Annotated in this window: 12 protein-coding genes; 8 read left to right on the plus strand and 4 right to left on the minus strand. The window is 65.3% G+C overall.

Going from position 1 to position 16,539, the window contains the following annotated elements:
• Positions 1–6 precede the first annotated feature (6 nt).
• From AC5P8C_RS19375 to AC5P8C_RS19385, 3 genes are all read left to right on the plus strand, one after another.
• Positions 7–1,611 (plus strand): peptide chain release factor 3, encoded by a 1,605-nt coding sequence (locus tag AC5P8C_RS19375; protein WP_019660067.1) that lies wholly within the window; start codon positions 7–9, stop codon positions 1,609–1,611.
• A gap of 153 nt (positions 1,612–1,764) precedes the next feature.
• Positions 1,765–2,403 carry a PAQR family membrane homeostasis protein TrhA gene (trhA, locus tag AC5P8C_RS19380; protein ID WP_021202025.1) on the plus strand — a complete coding sequence of 213 codons (639 nt, stop codon included), beginning with the start codon at positions 1,765–1,767 and terminating at the stop codon, positions 2,401–2,403.
• Positions 2,404–2,486: 83 nt separating this feature from the next.
• Positions 2,487–4,460, plus strand: a complete 1,974-nt coding sequence (locus AC5P8C_RS19385) for an AsmA family protein (RefSeq protein ID WP_495219257.1) — start codon at positions 2,487–2,489, stop codon at positions 4,458–4,460.
• A 491-nt stretch (positions 4,461–4,951) separates the two neighbouring features.
• Here the strand turns inward: AC5P8C_RS19385 and AC5P8C_RS19390 are convergent, their stop codons facing one another.
• The 3 genes from AC5P8C_RS19390 to mtgA are packed head-to-tail and all read right to left on the minus strand — an operon-like array spanning position 4,952 to position 7,158.
• Positions 4,952–5,383 carry a CBS domain-containing protein gene (locus AC5P8C_RS19390; protein ID WP_019660070.1) on the minus strand — a complete coding sequence of 144 codons (432 nt, stop codon included), beginning with the start codon at positions 5,381–5,383 and terminating at the stop codon, positions 4,952–4,954.
• Positions 5,343–6,362 (minus strand): glycosyltransferase family 2 protein, encoded by a 1,020-nt coding sequence (locus AC5P8C_RS19395; protein WP_019660071.1) that lies wholly within the window; start codon positions 6,360–6,362, stop codon positions 5,343–5,345. The genes AC5P8C_RS19390 and AC5P8C_RS19395 overlap by 41 nt, the downstream gene beginning before the upstream one ends.
• 46 nt (positions 6,363–6,408) lie before the next feature.
• Positions 6,409–7,158: a monofunctional biosynthetic peptidoglycan transglycosylase gene (gene mtgA, locus AC5P8C_RS19400; protein ID WP_233653856.1), complete on the minus strand. Its 750-nt coding sequence runs from the start codon at positions 7,156–7,158 to the stop codon at positions 6,409–6,411.
• Between the two features lie 77 nt (positions 7,159–7,235).
• On the opposite strand from mtgA, the gene hslO reads away from it, so the two are divergent.
• The 3 genes from hslO (at position 7,236) to AC5P8C_RS19415 (ending at position 12,236) form a co-directional block, all read left to right on the plus strand.
• A complete protein-coding gene (gene hslO / locus AC5P8C_RS19405; protein ID WP_495219258.1) occupies positions 7,236–8,129 on the plus strand; it encodes an Hsp33 family molecular chaperone HslO in 894 nt (297 codons plus the stop codon).
• 116 nt (positions 8,130–8,245) lie between these two features.
• Positions 8,246–9,094, plus strand: coding sequence for an XOO1806 family protein (locus AC5P8C_RS19410; protein WP_019660074.1), 849 nt, complete (start codon positions 8,246–8,248; stop codon positions 9,092–9,094).
• 385 nt (positions 9,095–9,479) lie between these two features.
• Positions 9,480–12,236, plus strand: a complete 2,757-nt coding sequence (locus AC5P8C_RS19415; RefSeq protein ID WP_021204704.1) for a TonB-dependent receptor — start codon at positions 9,480–9,482, stop codon at positions 12,234–12,236.
• 138 nt (positions 12,237–12,374) lie between these two features.
• On the opposite strand, the gene AC5P8C_RS19420 is transcribed toward AC5P8C_RS19415, so the two are convergent.
• Positions 12,375–12,977, minus strand: a complete 603-nt coding sequence (locus AC5P8C_RS19420) for a TetR/AcrR family transcriptional regulator (RefSeq protein WP_005418411.1) — start codon at positions 12,975–12,977, stop codon at positions 12,375–12,377.
• Positions 12,978–13,119: 142 nt separating this feature from the next.
• Between AC5P8C_RS19420 and AC5P8C_RS19425 the strand changes: the two genes are divergently transcribed.
• Positions 13,120–14,037, plus strand: a complete 918-nt coding sequence (locus AC5P8C_RS19425; RefSeq protein WP_021204705.1) for an alpha/beta fold hydrolase — start codon at positions 13,120–13,122, stop codon at positions 14,035–14,037.
• Entirely contained in the window at positions 14,034–16,511 is a 2,478-nt protein-coding gene (locus tag AC5P8C_RS19430; RefSeq protein ID WP_197575684.1) for an acyl-CoA dehydrogenase, read from the plus strand. Before AC5P8C_RS19425 ends, AC5P8C_RS19430 begins: the two co-directional genes overlap by 4 nt.
• Positions 16,512–16,539: the final 28 nt, after the last annotated feature.

The raw sequence follows: 16,539 nt of genomic DNA on the forward strand, positions 1-16,539 counted from the left end.
ACTGCCATGTCCGAAGTCGCCAACGAAGCGTCGCGTCGCCGCACCTTCGCCATCATTTCCCACCCTGACGCCGGCAAGACCACGCTGACCGAAAAGCTGCTGCTGTTCGGAGGCGCGATCCAGATGGCCGGTTCGGTCAAGGGCCGCAAGGCCGCCCGCCACGCCACCTCCGACTGGATGGCACTGGAAAAGGAGCGCGGCATCTCGGTCACATCCTCGGTGATGCAGTTCCCGTACGAAGGCAAGATCGTCAACCTGCTCGACACCCCCGGCCACGCCGACTTCGGCGAGGACACCTACCGCGTGCTGACTGCGGTGGACTCGGCGCTGATGGTGATCGACGTGGCCAAGGGCGTGGAAGAGCGCACCATCAAGCTGATGGAAGTCTGCCGACTGCGCGACACCCCGATCATGACCTTCATCAACAAGCTCGACCGCGAGGGCAAGGACCCGATCGAGCTGCTGGATGAAGTGGAAACCGTGCTGGGCATCCAGTGCGCCCCGGTCACCTGGCCCATCGGCATGGGCCAGCGCCTGAAGGGCGTGGTGCACCTGCTGACCGGCGAAGTGCACCTGTATGAGCCGGGCCGCAACTTCACCCGCCAGGATTCCACCATCTTCCCGTCCATCGATGCCCCCGGCCTGGCCGAGAAGATCGGTGCACAGATGCTGGCCGACCTGCGCGACGAGCTGGAACTGGTGCAGGGCGCCAGCCACCCGTTCGACCTGGACGCCTACCGCGCCGGCAAGCAGACCCCGGTGTTCTTCGGCTCGGGCGTGAACAACTTCGGCGTGCAGCCACTGCTGGACTTCTTCGTCGAGCACGCGCCATCGCCGCAGGCGCGCTCCACCACCGGCCGCCAGATCGCACCGGAAGAGAACAAGCTGACCGGCTTTGTGTTCAAGATCCAGGCCAACATGGACCCGCAGCACCGTGACCGCGTGGCCTTCATGCGGGTCTGCTCGGGCCGTTTCAGCGCCGGCATGAAGACCTTCCACGTGCGCACCGGCAAGGAAATGAAGCTGGCCAACGCGTTGACCTTCATGGCCAGCGATCGCGAGATCGCGGCCGAGGCGTGGCCGGGCGATGTGATCGGCATCCACAACCACGGCACCATCTCCATCGGCGATACCTTCACCGAAGGCGAAGCGGTCACCTTCACCGGCATTCCCAACTTCGCCCCGGAACTGTTCCGTCGCGCACGCCTGCGCGATCCGCTCAAGCTCAAGCAGCTGCAGAAGGGCCTGGCCCAGCTGTCCGAGGAAGGCGCAACCCAGTTCTTCCGCCCCCTCACCAGCAACGACCTGATCCTGGGTGCGGTGGGTGTGCTGCAGTTCGACGTGGCCGCCTACCGCCTGAAGGACGAGTACGGCGTGGAAGCCACCTTCGAGCCGGTCAGTGTGACCACCGCGCGCTGGGTCCACTGCAGCAACGAGAAGAAGCTGGAAGAATTCCGCGAGAAGAACGCGCTGAACCTGGCCCTGGATGCGGCCGGGCACCTGGTCTACCTGGCGCCGACCCGGGTCAACCTGCAGCTGGCGCAGGAACGCTCGCCGGACGTGCGCTTCTCGGCCACCCGCGAAGCGGCGCATACCGTTTCGGTGGGCTGATGCCACGGAGGCGGATCCGCGCCTGGTAGATCCACGCCATGCGTGGATAGGCGCGGATTCATCCCCCATACGGTGACGGGCGTGCACATGGCGGCCATCGCGGCGATGATAGGGGGACGCGGGTCCCCCTCCCCGCGAACAACGCCCATGCCCATGTCCACGACGTCCATTGCTTCAATCCGTGAAGAAGTCGCCAGCGCCCTGACCCATGGCCTGGGCGCGGTATTCGCCCTGGCCGCCAGTGCGGTGTTGATCACCCTGGCTGCGATCTACGGCGACGGCTGGCAGCTGGCCAGCGCGATCGTATTCGGTATCGCGCTGCTGCTTCTGTACACCGCCTCCACCCTGTATCACGCCATCCAGCATCCGGTCGCCAAGGGCCGGCTGAAGGTGTTCGACCACTGCGCGATCTACGTGCTGATCGCGGGCACCTATACCCCGTTCACCCTGATCGGCCTGCGCGGTCCGTGGGGCTGGGGCCTGTTCACTGCGATCTGGGCGCTGGCGCTGGCGGGTGTGGTGTTCAAGCTGTTCTACACCGGCCGCTTCAAGGTGCTCTCCACGGTGATCTACATCGCCATGGGCTGGCTGGTGATCGTGGCGATCAAGCCGATGTGGGCCTCGATCGACGGTGGCACCCTCGCCTGGCTGTTTGCCGGCGGCCTGTCGTACACGCTGGGCACCTATTTCTACCACCGTGAATCGATCCCGTACTCGCATGCGATCTGGCACCTGTTCGTGATCGGCGGCAGTGTCTGCCACTTTGTCGCGGTCACCATGCAGGTGTTGTAAACGACCGCTCGAACGCAGCGCGTGCACGCCATGCACATGGACGCTTCGCGCCCTGTCCACGAAGAGGGGGCAACCATGGCAGCGTGAATGCTGCCGCCTCCCCTGCTGCAAAGCGCACGCACCGCTGGCGCCTCCGCCGTCCCGGCCCACGTGGCCGGCGCTGGCTGACGATCCTGGTCTTCATGCTGGCGGCAATACTGGTGCTGTTCGCGTTGTGGGACTGGAACTGGTTCAAGGGGCCCGTGGAGCGTGCGGTGCAGGCACGCACCGGCCGCGCACTGCACATCGGGAACCTGGATGTCGACCTCGGCCGCACCAGCACGATCCGCGCCGATGCGATCACCTTCGCCAATGCCAGCTGGGCAAAACAGCCCGCCATGGCCACGGCGGACCGCGTCGAGATCGATGTGCGGGTGTGGCCCCTGCTGCGCGGCAGCGTGCAGCTGCCCGAAGTACGCCTGACCCGGCCGGATGTGCTGCTGGAAACCGCACCGCGCAAGGGAGACCCGGGCAACTGGGATTTCCTCGGCGGCAGCACCGGCGGGGCAAGCCCCCAACTCAAGCGGCTGCGCATCGACGACGGTCGCCTGCAGTTCCTCGACACGCTGGGCCGCACCGACATCCTCGTGGACGTGCGCAGCGGCCAACCGAAGCAGGCCGACACTGCGCCACCGCTGCTGGTGCAGGGTAAAGGCCGCTGGCAGGGCAATCCGTTCACGCTGCGCGGCGGCACTGAATCCCCCCTGGAACTGACCGACAGCGACCACCCGTTCCGCATCCATCTCGATGGCCGGGCCGGCGCCACTCACGCAGTCGCCAGTGGCACGCTGACCAACCCCTTCCAGCTGCGCGTGTTCGACCTGCAGTTCGCGCTCAGCGGCCAGGACCTGGCCGATCTCTATCCTCTGCTCGGCATCGCCATCCCGCCCTCACCGCCCTATGCGTTGAACGGACGCCTCAAACGCAACCACGACGTCTGGCGTTACGACAGCTTCACTGGCAAGGTCGGCGACAGCGACCTGGGGGGCAACCTGCAGTTCGAGGTGGGACGCGATCGTCCACGGCTGACCGCCACGCTGCAATCCAGGCGCCTGGACTTTGATGACCTTGCCGGCTTCGTCGGCGCCCCGCCAAAAACCGGCGGCGGCGAAACGGCCAACGCAGAGCAGAAGGCCGAGGCCGCACGGATTGCCGCCCGTGCACGGGTGCTGCCCGACACGCCCTACAACCTGGGCAAGCTGCGCGCCATGGATGCCGACGTGCGCTGGAAGGCCCACCGCATCAACGCCCCTTCGTTGCCGCTGGACGACATGGATGCGCACCTGTTGCTGGATGACGGCGTGCTGCGGTTGGACCCGCTGAACTTCGGCGTCGCCGGCGGCGACATCCGCAGCACGATCCGCATGGACGCGCGCCGTCCGCAGATCAGCACCGCGCTGAAGGCCAGCGTGCGCGGCGTGCAGCTGGGCCAGTTGTTCCCTGGCGCCAAGCTGGCTGAACAGGCCAAGGGTGGCATCGGCGGCGAGGTGGACCTGAGCGGCCACGGCAACTCGGTCGCCGCAATGCTCGGCAGCAGCAGTGGCAAGGTCGGCCTGGCGATGGGCCGCGGCCATGTCGGCAACCTGGTAATGGAACTGGCGGGGCTGGACATCACCGAATCGCTGAAATTCCTGGTGACCGGCGACAAGCAGATCCCCCTGCGCTGCGCCTTCGCCGACTTCGGCGTGCGCGACGGCCTGATGACCAGCCAGGCGATGGCGGTGGACACCACCGACACGATCCTCATCGGCGAAGGCACGGTGAGCCTGCGCGACGAGACCCTGGACCTGCTGCTGAAGCCACGCCCGAAGGACAGGAGCATTCTGGTACTGCGTTCTCCGCTGCACATCAGTGGCACCTTCAAGGACCCGTCATTCCGGCCCGACTTCAAGGCGTTGGGTATTCGTGGCGCCGTGGCCCTGGCGCTGGGCAGCATCGCGCCGCCGGCGGCGTTGCTGGCGACGATCGAACTGGGGCCGGGGAAGGATGCCGACTGCGGTGGGCAGTATGCGAAGTAGGTTTACAGCGTTGTTCGCGGCGCCTCTTTTTCCCGCGCGTAGAGCCAGAGCAAGGCGACAGGCAGGACACGCCGTAAATACGTCCCTGTAGGCTCGGTCGGCGCATCCATGCGCCTCACGGTCCTGCCTGCCGCCTTGCTCCGGCTCCCGACAGTTTCCTGCGCGCGCGGAACGAGAGCGGAAATTCAAAGTCAATGAAAAAGCAAAGTCAAAAGCTGCTGCCAACCAAGGTTGGCAGCTACCAAAGGCGAGGCACCGCGCATGTAAACACCGCGCTCGCAGAAATGTATCCAGAGGCGGAGGGTGCGGCTGGGCAGGACCGTTGGCGCCATGGATGGCGCCACCGAGCCCCCATGGATGGGTTTACGGCGTGTCCTGCCCAGCCGCACCCTCCGCCTCCCAACGTATCAGGAAGGCGCTGCTTTGGCTTTGGCTTTGGCTTTGAGCTTCGAAAAGCGGGCCGGCGGGCCGCAGGCCCGCCAGCGAACACCTCACCCGGCGACGATGTACTGCTGCAGCTGGTCCAGCTCGCGCCGCTGCGCATCGATCACCGACTTCACCAGGTCGCCGATCGAGATCACCCCCAGCACCTGCGCGCCTTCCACCACCGGCAGGTGGCGGATGCGGTAGTCGGTCACCAGCTGCAGGCAATGCTCCACCTGCTCGCCCGGCGAGACCGTCACCACCTGTGCGGTCATGATCTCGGCCACCGCCGTATCTCGTGAGGAACGATCACGCAGCACGATCTTGCGCGCGTAATCGCGCTCGGAAAGAATGCCGACCAGCCGCGGCCCCTCCATCACCAGCACCGCACCAATACCCTTTTCCGCCATCAGCCGGATCGCATCGATCACCGCCGCCTCCGGCGCGACCGCATGCACTTCAGGAGACTTGCCGTCCAACAGTTGCCGTACCGTGGTCATCTGCCTGCCCTCCAAGGGTGGGTTGCAGGGCAGAGTCTGCCACGGCGGATGCTAGCCACGTGTCAACCAGGTACAACGGCCGCTGCTTGGACTCTTCGTACAGCCGCCCCAGGTACTCACCGATCAGGCCCAGCGCGATCAGCTGCACCCCGCCCAGGAAAAGGATCACCGCCATCATCGTCGGCCAGCCCGCCACCCGGTCGCCATACAGCGCCGCCTTGATGATCACCCACACACCGAATACGAAGGCCACCGCCGCCGTTGCCAGCCCCAGGTAGGTCGCCGCCCGCAACGGCACGGTGGAGAAGCCGGTAATGCCCTCCAGCGCGAAGTTCCACAGCCGCCACAGGCTGAACTTGCTGGTGCCGGCCACGCGCGCATGGCGGTGATAGGGGACCGCGATCCGCTTGAAACCCACCCAACTGAAGAGCCCCTTCATGAAGCGGTGGCGCTCACGCATCTCGCGCAGCGCGCTCAGCGCACGCGGCGACAGCAGGCGGAAATCACCGGTATCGGCCGGGATCGGCGTGCGTGACAGACGACCGATCACCCGGTAGAACATCGCCGCCGTGGCGCGCTTGATCCAGGCCTCGCCGTCGCGGGCCATGCGCGTGCCATACACGTTGTCATGGCCCTCACGCCAGCGCGCGACGAACTGCGGCACCAGTTCCGGCGGATCCTGGCCGTCGGCGTCGAGGATCATCGCCGCGCCTTCGCGCACCAGGTCCAGCCCGGCGGTCAGCGCCGCTTCCTTGCCGAAATTGCGCGACAGCTTCAGTGCGGAAACCCGCGCATCGGACTGGGCCAGCCCGGCGATCACCTCCCAGGTGTCGTCGTGGCTGCCGTCGTCCACATAGAGGATGTGGCCGTCGAGTTCGGGCATGCCGTCGAGCACCGCGCACAACCGCGGATGCAGCAACGGCAATGCCAGGGCCTCGTTGTAGGCGGCGATGACGAAAGTAAGCCGTTCGCGGGTCATGCCCGGATTGTACGTTGCCGCCGCCCGCAGATCAGGCAGCGCGCGCTCACTCTTCCGAAAGGTACGCGGCCCCACCCAGCTGCCGTGCCTGGCGCTGGATCCAGGCCGCACGCCGTTGCACGTACGGCCCTGGCTTTGCCGCGTTGTAGCGCCGCGGCGCCGGCAACACCGCCGCCAGCCGCGCGCTATCGGCCGGGCTCAACCTGGCCGCGTCCTTGCCCCAGAACTTCTGCGCCGCCGCCTGAGCTCCGTACACGCCATCACCGAACTCGGCGATGTTGGCGTACATCTCCAGGATGCGCTCCTTTGGCCACAGCGCTTCGATCAGCACGGTGTACCAGACCTCCAGCCCCTTGCGGATCCAGCTGCGGCCCTGCCAGAGGAACAGGTTCTTGGCTACCTGCTGGCTGATCGTGCTGGCCCCCCGCAGGCGCCCGCCCTTGGCGTTGTGGTCGCGGGCCTTCTCGATGGCCTGCAGGTCGAAGCCATTGTGGACGGGGAAGCGCTGGTCTTCGGCCGCCACCAGCGAGATCGGCAGGCTCGGTGCCATCTGGTCCAGGTCGCGCCACTGGTAATGCAGGCGATAGGACCAATCGGCCTCGCCGAGCGCCTCGCCATAGCGCCACAGCATGACCGTGGATACCGGCGGGTCGATGAACCGCAGCACCAGCACCTGCAGGCAGCTGAAGGCCGCCAGCAACACCGGCAGCCACAGCAGCCGTTTCCAGCGCCAGCGCCTGCGGCGCGGGAGGTCCGCGGCCGCCTCCACCTTGTGCTGCTCTCCCCCTGCCCCCATTACTGGTGCATCCTTCTTCTATCTGGTTGTCGGCGCATTATCCGGCAACTGCCCCCGTTTACGCGCGATGTGAGCCGATGACCGCCAACCCCGATTCCCTGATCCGCTTCCTGCTGCCCGACGCTGGCGTCCGTGGCGTCCACGTGCGCCTGCAGGCCACCTGGCAGGAAATCCTGTCCCACGCCGCGTACCCGGACACCGCTGCCGAACTGCTCGGCGAGGCTTGTGTTGCCTCGGCGCTGTTCACTGGCCATACCAAGATCGATGGGCGCCTGTCGATCCAGCTGCGTAGCAGCACCGCCCTGCGCACCCTGTTCGCCGAATGCACCGCCGCCGGTACCCTGCGCGGCATCGCCCAGCTCAGCGAGGGGGCCGATGCGCCGCGCGACCTGTCCAGCCTGGGTGATGACGCCCTTCTCGCGATCACCATCGAAAACCCGGGCCTGGACCCGCGCGAGCCGCAGCGCTACCAGAGCCTGGTCGCACTGACCGCACCGGAGCTGGACGAGGCCTTCGAGGACTACTTCCGCCAGTCCGAGCAGCTGCCGACGCGCCTGCTGCTGGCCGCCGACCGCAATGGCGCCGCCGGCCTGCTGCTGCAGAAGCTGCCAGGCGATGAGGGTGACGAGGACGGCTGGGCGCGTGCCAGTGCCCTGTTCGAGACCCTGGGCAAGGCCGAACTGCTGGCCACCCCGGCCGAGCAGCTGCTGCACCGCCTGTTCCACGAGGAGAAGCCGGAACTGATGGTCGACAAGCCGCTGTCCTTCGCCTGCTCCTGTTCCCGCGAGCGGGTCGCATCGATGCTGCAGTCGCTGGGCGAGGACGAGGCACGTGCCGCGGCCGCGGACACCGGCGCCGTCGAGGTCCGTTGCGAATTCTGTGGGCGGGAGTATCACTTTCCTTTGACGGAGTTCGGCATACTGTTCCACGGTGCCGAGGGGACTGTACCGGCGCCCGAACGGCTTCAGTGAGCAGCTTGTCTTGCATCTGGGGGGATCAAGGCTTGTTAAGAATTCATAAACACCCTACGATCAAGTTCCCGTCTCTACGGGAACTTCCGTTGTCCGTCCTTGTCTGAACTGGTCCGATGCGTACCTTCCTGCGTCTACCGCTGGCCCTGCTGATCGCCCTTGGCGCGATCACGGGCGCGCACGCGCAGAGCAAGGACACCCGGACCGTGCTGCCGGTATGGAACAAGGGCAGCGGCAAGGTCGAGGCATTGCTGTACCTGGAGCCCACCGGTGAACAGGCTGCCGGCGCCCGCTGGCACTTCGGCCGCAACTCGCTGGATGCGGCCTTCGGCCTGTCCTCCGGCGATTCGCTGGGCCTGCTCTGCAACAGCAGCAGCGGGACCAGCATGAGCGGCCTGGCCAGTCACTGCATGCTGGCCAGCCTGGGTGACGATGACGACCTCAACAGCCGCCGCTTCACCGGGACTGCCGCGCTGAACCGCGGCAGCGGCCGCCTCGGCATCACCGCAGGCACGGGCCGTGAAACCTTGCCGGCGTGGCTGTCCGGCCCGAACAAGACACCCTCGCTGCGCGCCGAGCAGAACGATCTGACCGTGTTCGCGCAGAAGAACATCGGCCGCGAGGGTTTTGTCTCGATTGCCGGTACCTACGCCAAGGCGCGGCTGGTACCGTTGGCCGACGCAGCGCCGTCCATCGCCGACCGCTGGGACAGCAAAAGCCTGAGCATTGGCGCCGGGTACGGCAATTTCACCGGCAGCATCATCGGCCGCGTGATCGACGTGCCGGGCAAGCCTGGCAAGTGGGAAGGCCTGGGCATCGGCCTGACCTGGCGCACCCCGTGGTCCGGCCAGCTGACCGTTGGCGCCGAGAACGTGATCAGCCGGGGCAAGAATCCGTTCTCCCCGCGCAATGAAAGCAATGACGATGGCACCGTGCCGTACGTGCGTTACGAACAGGATCTCTGACCCGGCCCACGTGGGTCTTCACTGCAATGACTTCTTCCGGGCGCCGAAAGGCGCCCGTTGCATGTGCGCGCTCGTGATACACGCAGCGCGCTTTTCGGCGCACTCGATACCGCGCAACGCATGCCGACACACTGTGATACACATCAACGAGAACTTTTTTCGTCACTTTGCGCTAACAAACGAGACATCGTCAGCGCACGTGCACTTCAACCCTTTGATTTCCAGTGTGAAATTTCATTTTTACCAAAATCACAGGCTTGATTAACGCAGCTTTAATTCTTGGCCAACGCCCGCTACTATCGGTTCAGCCCTCGCGATTTGGGAGCGCTTTTCGCTCCCCCGCCGGGCATTAACCCAGCCAAGATTTCTTGGAGAGAGAGAGCCAATGAATTTCCAGTCCAACAAGCTGCGCGACGCCGTTCTGGTCGCGCTCGTTGCCGGTGTGGCGTCCACAGCCACCGCCCAGGCTCAGGAAGCGACCAACCTTGACCGCATCTCGGTCACCGGTTCGCGCATCAAGAGCACCGACATCGAAACCTCGCAGCCGGTCCTGAGCCTGACCCGCGCCGACATCGAAAAGCAGGGCGTGACCTCGGTCGCCGACATCCTGCAGCGCGTCGCCGCCAACGGCGCCGCCCTGAACCGTACGTTCAACAACGGCGGTGATGGCTCGGCCGGCATCAGCCTGCGTAACCTCGGTTCCGAGCGCACCCTGGTATTGGTCAACGGCCGTCGCTGGACCACCGGCCTGGATGGCAGCGTCGACCTGAACACCATCCCGACCGCGATGATCGAGCGTATCGACGTCCTCAAGGACGGCGCATCGACCATCTATGGTTCGGACGCCATCGCCGGCGTGGTGAACATCATCACCAAGCAGAACTTCGACGGCGCGGAAGCGAACTTCTACAAGGGACAGTACAGCCAGGGCGATGGCGAACGCGAAGCCGCCGATTTCACCATCGGTACCACCACCGATCGCGCGTCACTCGTGCTCGGTGCGTCCTACGTGAATGAAAAGGAAGTGATGGCTGGTGATCGCAAGATCTCCGCCGGTGGTCCGCCGTTCTTTGGCGGCCAGAGCAGCACCGGCCTGCCGGGCTCGTACATCCGCAATGACCAGCGCTACGTCATCATCAATGGTGTTGAGACCCCCTTCAACGCCAATGTCCACGGCTACAACACTTCTCCGGACAACTACCTGCTGACCCCCAACGAGCGCACCTCGCTGTTCGCGGTCGGTTCGTACAACGTTACCGACAACATCACCTTCCGCACCGAGGCGATGTACAACGAGCGCAAGTCCGAGCAGCTGTTGGCGGCCATGCCCGTGACTGGCCAGCGCCTGAGCGCATCGAGCATCTACAACCCCTACGGTGTGGATCTGACCAGCGTGTCGCGTCGTTTCAATGAAACCGGCGGCCGCTCGTTCAATCAGAACGTCAAGAACTGGCACTTCTACGGCGGCTTCGAAGGCTTCTTCGAGATCGCTGACAGGAACTTCGACTGGGATGTCGGCTACCGTTACGACAAGACCGACCAGAACGACCTGACCTATGGTCTGTTCAACCGCCAGCGCCTGGCGGAAGCCTACGGTCCGTCAGCGATCCGCGACGGTCAGCCGGTCTGCCTGACCTCTGCCGGTGCGGTCATCACCGGCTGCGTACCGATCAACCCGCTTGGCGGCCTGGGTTCCATCTCGCAGGCTGCGCTGGACTACGCTTCGTTCACGGCGCATGACTCTGCCAGCCTGGTGTCCAAGAGCTATTACGCCAACATCTCCGGTGAAATCGTGCAGCTCCCGGCGGGTGCGCTTGGCTTTGCAGCCGGTTATGAGGGTCGTAAGGAAAGCGGCCAGTTCGATCCAGATGCCTTCATCGCTGCAGGCCTCAGCACCGGCAACGGTGCAGCTCCCACCAAGGGCGCTTACGACCTGGACGAGTTCTTCCTGGAACTCTCGATTCCTGTGCTGGCCGATCTGCCGGGCGCCAAGCTGCTCGACCTCAGTGTCGCCTCGCGTTTCTCTGACTACAGCAACTTCGGCAACACCACCAACAACAAGTTCGGTTTCCGCTGGAAGCCGATCGACGACCTGATGGTCCGCGGCAACTACTCCGAAGGCTTCCGCGCTCCGAGCATCAACAATCTGTATCGCGGCAACACCGATTCGTTCGAAACCTACGCCGATCCCTGCTCCGCATCCAGCGGTCGTCGCACTGGTGCGGTTGCCGCCCAATGCGCCGCCGAAGGCGTCCCGGCGAACTTCCAGCAGCCCGGTGCCGGCAGCGGTGCGAACAAGCAGACGCCGGAAGCATTCACCTGGAAGTCGAATCCGGATCTGAAGCCGGAAACCTCGACCAGCAAGACGCTGGGCCTGGTGTGGAGCCCGAGCTTCGTGCAGGGCCTGAACGTGACCCTGGACTGGTGGCAGATCAAGATCGAGGACGCCATCACCCGCCCGGCCATCCAGGACATCATGGATCGCTGCTACGGTGGTTCCCCGCAGGAACAGGCAGCCTACTGTGGCCTGATCACCCGTGATCCGAACTACGGCACTGCCACCCAGCGCTACACCATCACAAACGTCGACATGCCGCTGCAGAACCTGTCGTCGTACAAGGTGGAAGGCTGGGATCTGGGCATCCTGTACAAGCTGCCGGAAACCTCGATCGGTCAGTTCACCATCAGCCTGGACGGCACCTACCTGTCCAAGTGGGATACGAAGTCGACCGAAGATGCACCGCTGGATGGCCGCGCCGGCCGTTACCTCGACCAGGATCCGTACTGGCGTATCCGCTCCAACCTGTACGTCGACTGGTCGTACGGCGATTTCGGCGTCAACTACGGCTTGCGCTACAAGTCGGGCATGACCGAAGACTGCCCGTTCGATCCGGTGGGTGACGCCGACCTGGTGGGCTACTGCTCCGATGGCCAGAACGGCAAGAACCACATGGGCGCGACCACCTACCACGACATCCAGTTCCGTTACAACACGCCGTGGAAGGGCACCATCATGGTCGGCCTGAACAACGTGTGGGACAAGGATCCGCCGGTCTCGTACTCGACCTCGTACAACATGTTCGACCCGCAGTACGACCTGCCGGGCCGCTACATGTACATGCAGTACAAGCAGAAGTTCTGATCGATCCACTGATCGGCTGATGCAGCAACGGCCCCGCAAGGGGCCGTTGTTTTTTGTGCATTCCAGGCTGCGGCAGCACCCAACGAAAAAGGCCGCGGCAATTGCCGCGGCCTTCTGCACTCAACAAGGCAACAACGCTCAACCGTTCGGAATCAGCGTCTCGATCAGGTGCTCCACATAGGCTTCGAAATCCTCGCGCGCCTGCTTCGGCTGCTGCAGCTGCAACGACAACTGCAGGAAGCCGACATAGGCGGCGTAGGCCAGGCGTGCGCGATGGCGTGCATCGGTCGAGCTGAGCCCTGCCTGGCGGAACGAGGCAACCAGATAGTCGAGGCGACGCTGCGAAACCCGGTCGATCACCGGCCGCACCATCGGATGGTCCAGCGCCTTCAGCAGCTCGCTGTAGATGATGTGCGGCTGCACTTCATGCGCCACCATCTGGAACAGCTGGCGCAGGCGCACACGCGGATCCGGTACGTCTTCCAGGCTGCCGAACACCTGTTCCTGTTCGAACAGTTCCCAGCGCTCCAGCGCCGCCTGCAGCAATGCATCGCGCGAAGGGAAATGCCAGTAGAAACTGCCCTTGGTCACGCCGAGTCGCCGCGCCAGCGGTTCCACCGCAACGGCGCCTACGCCTTGTTCAGCAATCAGGTCGAGGGCCGCCTGGGCCCAGTCTTCGGCACTCAGGCGGCTGTTGCGGCCGGCGCGCGGTTCGCCGGCGGAAGCGTCAGGTTGATTCATGGACTGATTTAACCATACGCCGGGGTTCGTTGCAGTACGCCGTTGCAGGCGAAACCGTCAAAGCCCCCCCCTGGACCCTAACCTGCAACGCACCATACGATGCAGTATTGACTTCCCCCGCAAGCGATCCATACTAGCAAGTATGGTTATGTCCCCTACTCCCGCTGCGTTCCATGACCTGCGCCTGGAGGCCGCCCATGGCGCCCGCCTCGCGGCCACGGCCAGCGAGCACGGTCGTCGTGGTCGCGTGCTGTTCGCGCACGGCTTCGGCCAGACCCGCCACGCCTGGAACGCCACCGCACGCGCCCTGTCTGCGGCCGGCCTGCAGACGCTCGCTTACGACGCGCGCGGCCATGGCGATTCGGACTGGAATGCCACCGACCTGCCCTATCACGGCGAACAGTTCGCTGATGACCTGATCGTGCTGGCCGGTGAACAGCCGCGTGCGCCGGTGCTCGTTGCAGCGTCGATGGGCGGGCTGTTCGGCCTGCTGGCTGAGTCGCGCTGGCCCGGCCTGTTCTCGGCGATGGTACTGGTCGACATCACGCCGCGCTGGGATATCGCCGGCGTAGAACGCATCCTCGCCTTCATGACCGCCCATCCCGACGGCTTTGCCTCGCTGGCCCAGGCCGCCGATGTGATCTCGGCCTACATGCCTCACCGCCCGCGCAAATCCGAGCAGTCGCTGCGTGCCTTGCTACGCGAAGACGGACACGGCCGCTGGCGCTGGCATTGGGACCCGCGCCTGGTGGCCGAACTGGCCCGCGACAGCGAGCAGCACCAGGACGCACTGGCCGAGGCCGCGCGCCAGGTGAAGTGCCCGCTGCTGCTGGTCAGCGGCGGCCGCAGCGATCTGGTCACGCCGCAGACCGTGGCCGAATTCCTGGCGTTGGCGCCGCACGCGCGCCATGTACAGCTGCCGCAGGCCACGCATATGGTCGCAGGCGATGACAACGACGCCTTTACCGCTACTGTGTTGGACTATCTGGACGTGTTGCCCGCAGCGGATGCTGCGGCTTCGTCCGCCACAAACGAGCACGTCACCGGAGCACGCTCATGAGCATCGTTCTTCCCTTCCTCGCCCTGCTGCTGGCAGGCGCGTTCGTCGCCTACCACCGCATGCGGCTGGTTACCTGGACGCTGATCAGCGTGGCCCTGCTGGTCGCCTGCTGGTTCATCCCCTACGTCAACCAGACCGCCACGATCGTGGCGGCCGCCGTGTTGGCCGTCATCGCCGTGCCGCTGCTGCTGCCGTTCATCCGCAAGCCGCTGCTGACCGGCCCGATGATGAAGGTGTTCCGCAAGGTGCTGCCGCCGCTGTCGCAGACCGAGCGCATCGCGCTGGAAACCGGTTCGGTCGGATTCGAGGGCGAACTTTTCACCGGTGATCCGGACTGGAACATCCTGCTCAACTACCCCAAGCCGCAGCTGACTGCCGAAGAACAGGCCTTCCTTGATGGCCCCGTCGAAGAGTTGTGCGCGATGGTCAACGACTGGGAAATCACCCACGTCCATGCCGACCTGCCGCCGGAGCTGTGGGCCTTCATCAAGAAGAACAAGTTCTTCGGCATGATCATCCCGAAGGAATATGGCGGTCTGGGCTTCTCCGCGCTGGCCCACCACAAGGTGATCCAGAAGCTGGCCTCGGTGTCCTCGGTGGTCAGCTCCACCGTCGGCGTACCCAACTCGCTGGGCCCGGGTGAACTGCTGGTGCATTACGGCACCCAGGAACAGAAGGACCAGTACCTGCCGCGCTTGGCCGATGGCCGTGAAGTGCCCTGCTTCGGCCTGACCGGTCCGTTCGCCGGTTCCGACGCCACCTCGATTCCCGATTACGGCATCGTCTGCAAGGGCGAGTGGAACGGCGAGCAGGTGCTCGGCGTCAAGCTGACCTTCGACAAGCGCTACATCACCCTGGCACCGGTCGCCTCGCTGATCGGCCTGGCCTTCCGCATGTACGATCCCGATGGCCTGATCGGCGATACCCGCGATATCGGCATCACCCTGGGCCTGCTGCCGCGCGACACAGCCGGCGTGGAGATCGGTCGTCGCCACTTCCCGCTGAACTCGACCTTCCAGAACGGTCCGATCCGGGGCAAGGATGTGTTCATCCCGCTGACCCAGCTGATCGGTGGCGCGGCCATGGCCGGCAAGGGCTGGAACATGCTCAACGAGTGCCTGGCCGTAGGCCGCTCGATCACCCTGCCGTCCACCGCCAGCGGTGGTGCCAAGGCCGGCGCGGCCGTCACCGGCGCCTATGCACGCATCCGCAAGCAGTTCGGCCTGTCGGTCGGCCGCTTCGAGGGCGTCGAGGAGGCGCTGGCCCGCATCGGTGGCAAGGCCTACAAGATCAGCGCACTGTCGCAGGCCACCGCCGCGGCGGTCGACCGCGGTGACGTGCCGTCGGTGCCGTCGGCCATCGCCAAGTATCACTGCACCACTATGAGCCGCGAAGTGATCTCGGACATGATGGACGTGATCGGCGGCAAGGGCATCATCCTGGGGCCGCGCAACTTCGCCGGCCGCAGCTGGCAGGCCGCGCCGATCGCGATCACCGTGGAAGGCGCCAACATCATGACCCGCAGCCTGCTGATCTTCGGCCAGGGTGCGATCCTCTGCCACCCATGGGTGCTGAAGGAGATGAAGGCGGCGCAGGATCCGGACACCCGTGCCGGCCTGCAGGAGTTCGACCGCAGCCTGTTCGGCCACATCCGCTACGGCATCTCCAACGCCGTGCGTTCGTTCTGGTTCGGCCTGACCGGCGCGCGCTTCGGCGCCGCTCCGGGTGACGCCTACACCCGCCGCTACTTCCGCAAGCTGGACCGTTACTCGGCCAACCTGGCCCTGATGGCCGACATCTCGATGATGACCCTCGGCGGCAAGCTGAAGTTCAAGGAATCGCTGTCCGGCCGCCTGGGCGACGTGCTGAGCCACGTCTACATGACCAGCGCCATGCTCAAGCGCTACCACGACGAAGGCGCACCGCAGGCCGACCAGCCGCTGCTGGCCTGGGCCTTCCATGACAGCGTGCACAAGATCGAAGAATCGCTGTCGGCCGCACTGCGCAACTTCCCGATCCGTCCGATCGGCTGGCTGATGTGGGCACTGATCTTCCCGCTGGGCCGTCGTGCCGAGGCGCCGGGCGATCGCCTGAGCCGCCGTGTCGCCGCCCTGCTGATGGCGCCGAACGAAGCCCGCGACCGTCTCGCCAATGGCGTGTTCCTGACCCCGTGCGAGAACAACCCGGGTGGCCGCATCAACAGCTACCTGAGCAAGGCGATCATGGCCGAGCCGGTGGAGCGCAAGTTCCTCAAGGCGCTGAAGAGCAAGGGCATCGAAGCGCTGGATTTCAAGAGCCAGCTGGACGAGGCCGTGGCCGAGGGCGTGATCACCCAGGACGAGCGCAGCCTGCTGGAAGAGCTGCGTACGCTGACCCTGGACACGATCACCGTGGACGACTTCGACACCCACGAACTGCGCGCGGCCAGCTACTACGACCGCCAGCACAAGGATCCGCATTCGCAGGCGGCCTGATCGCCCGCGACACGCGTTGCCTTCGACG

Source organism: Stenotrophomonas sp. YJH_SMC_46 (assembly GCF_059370315.1).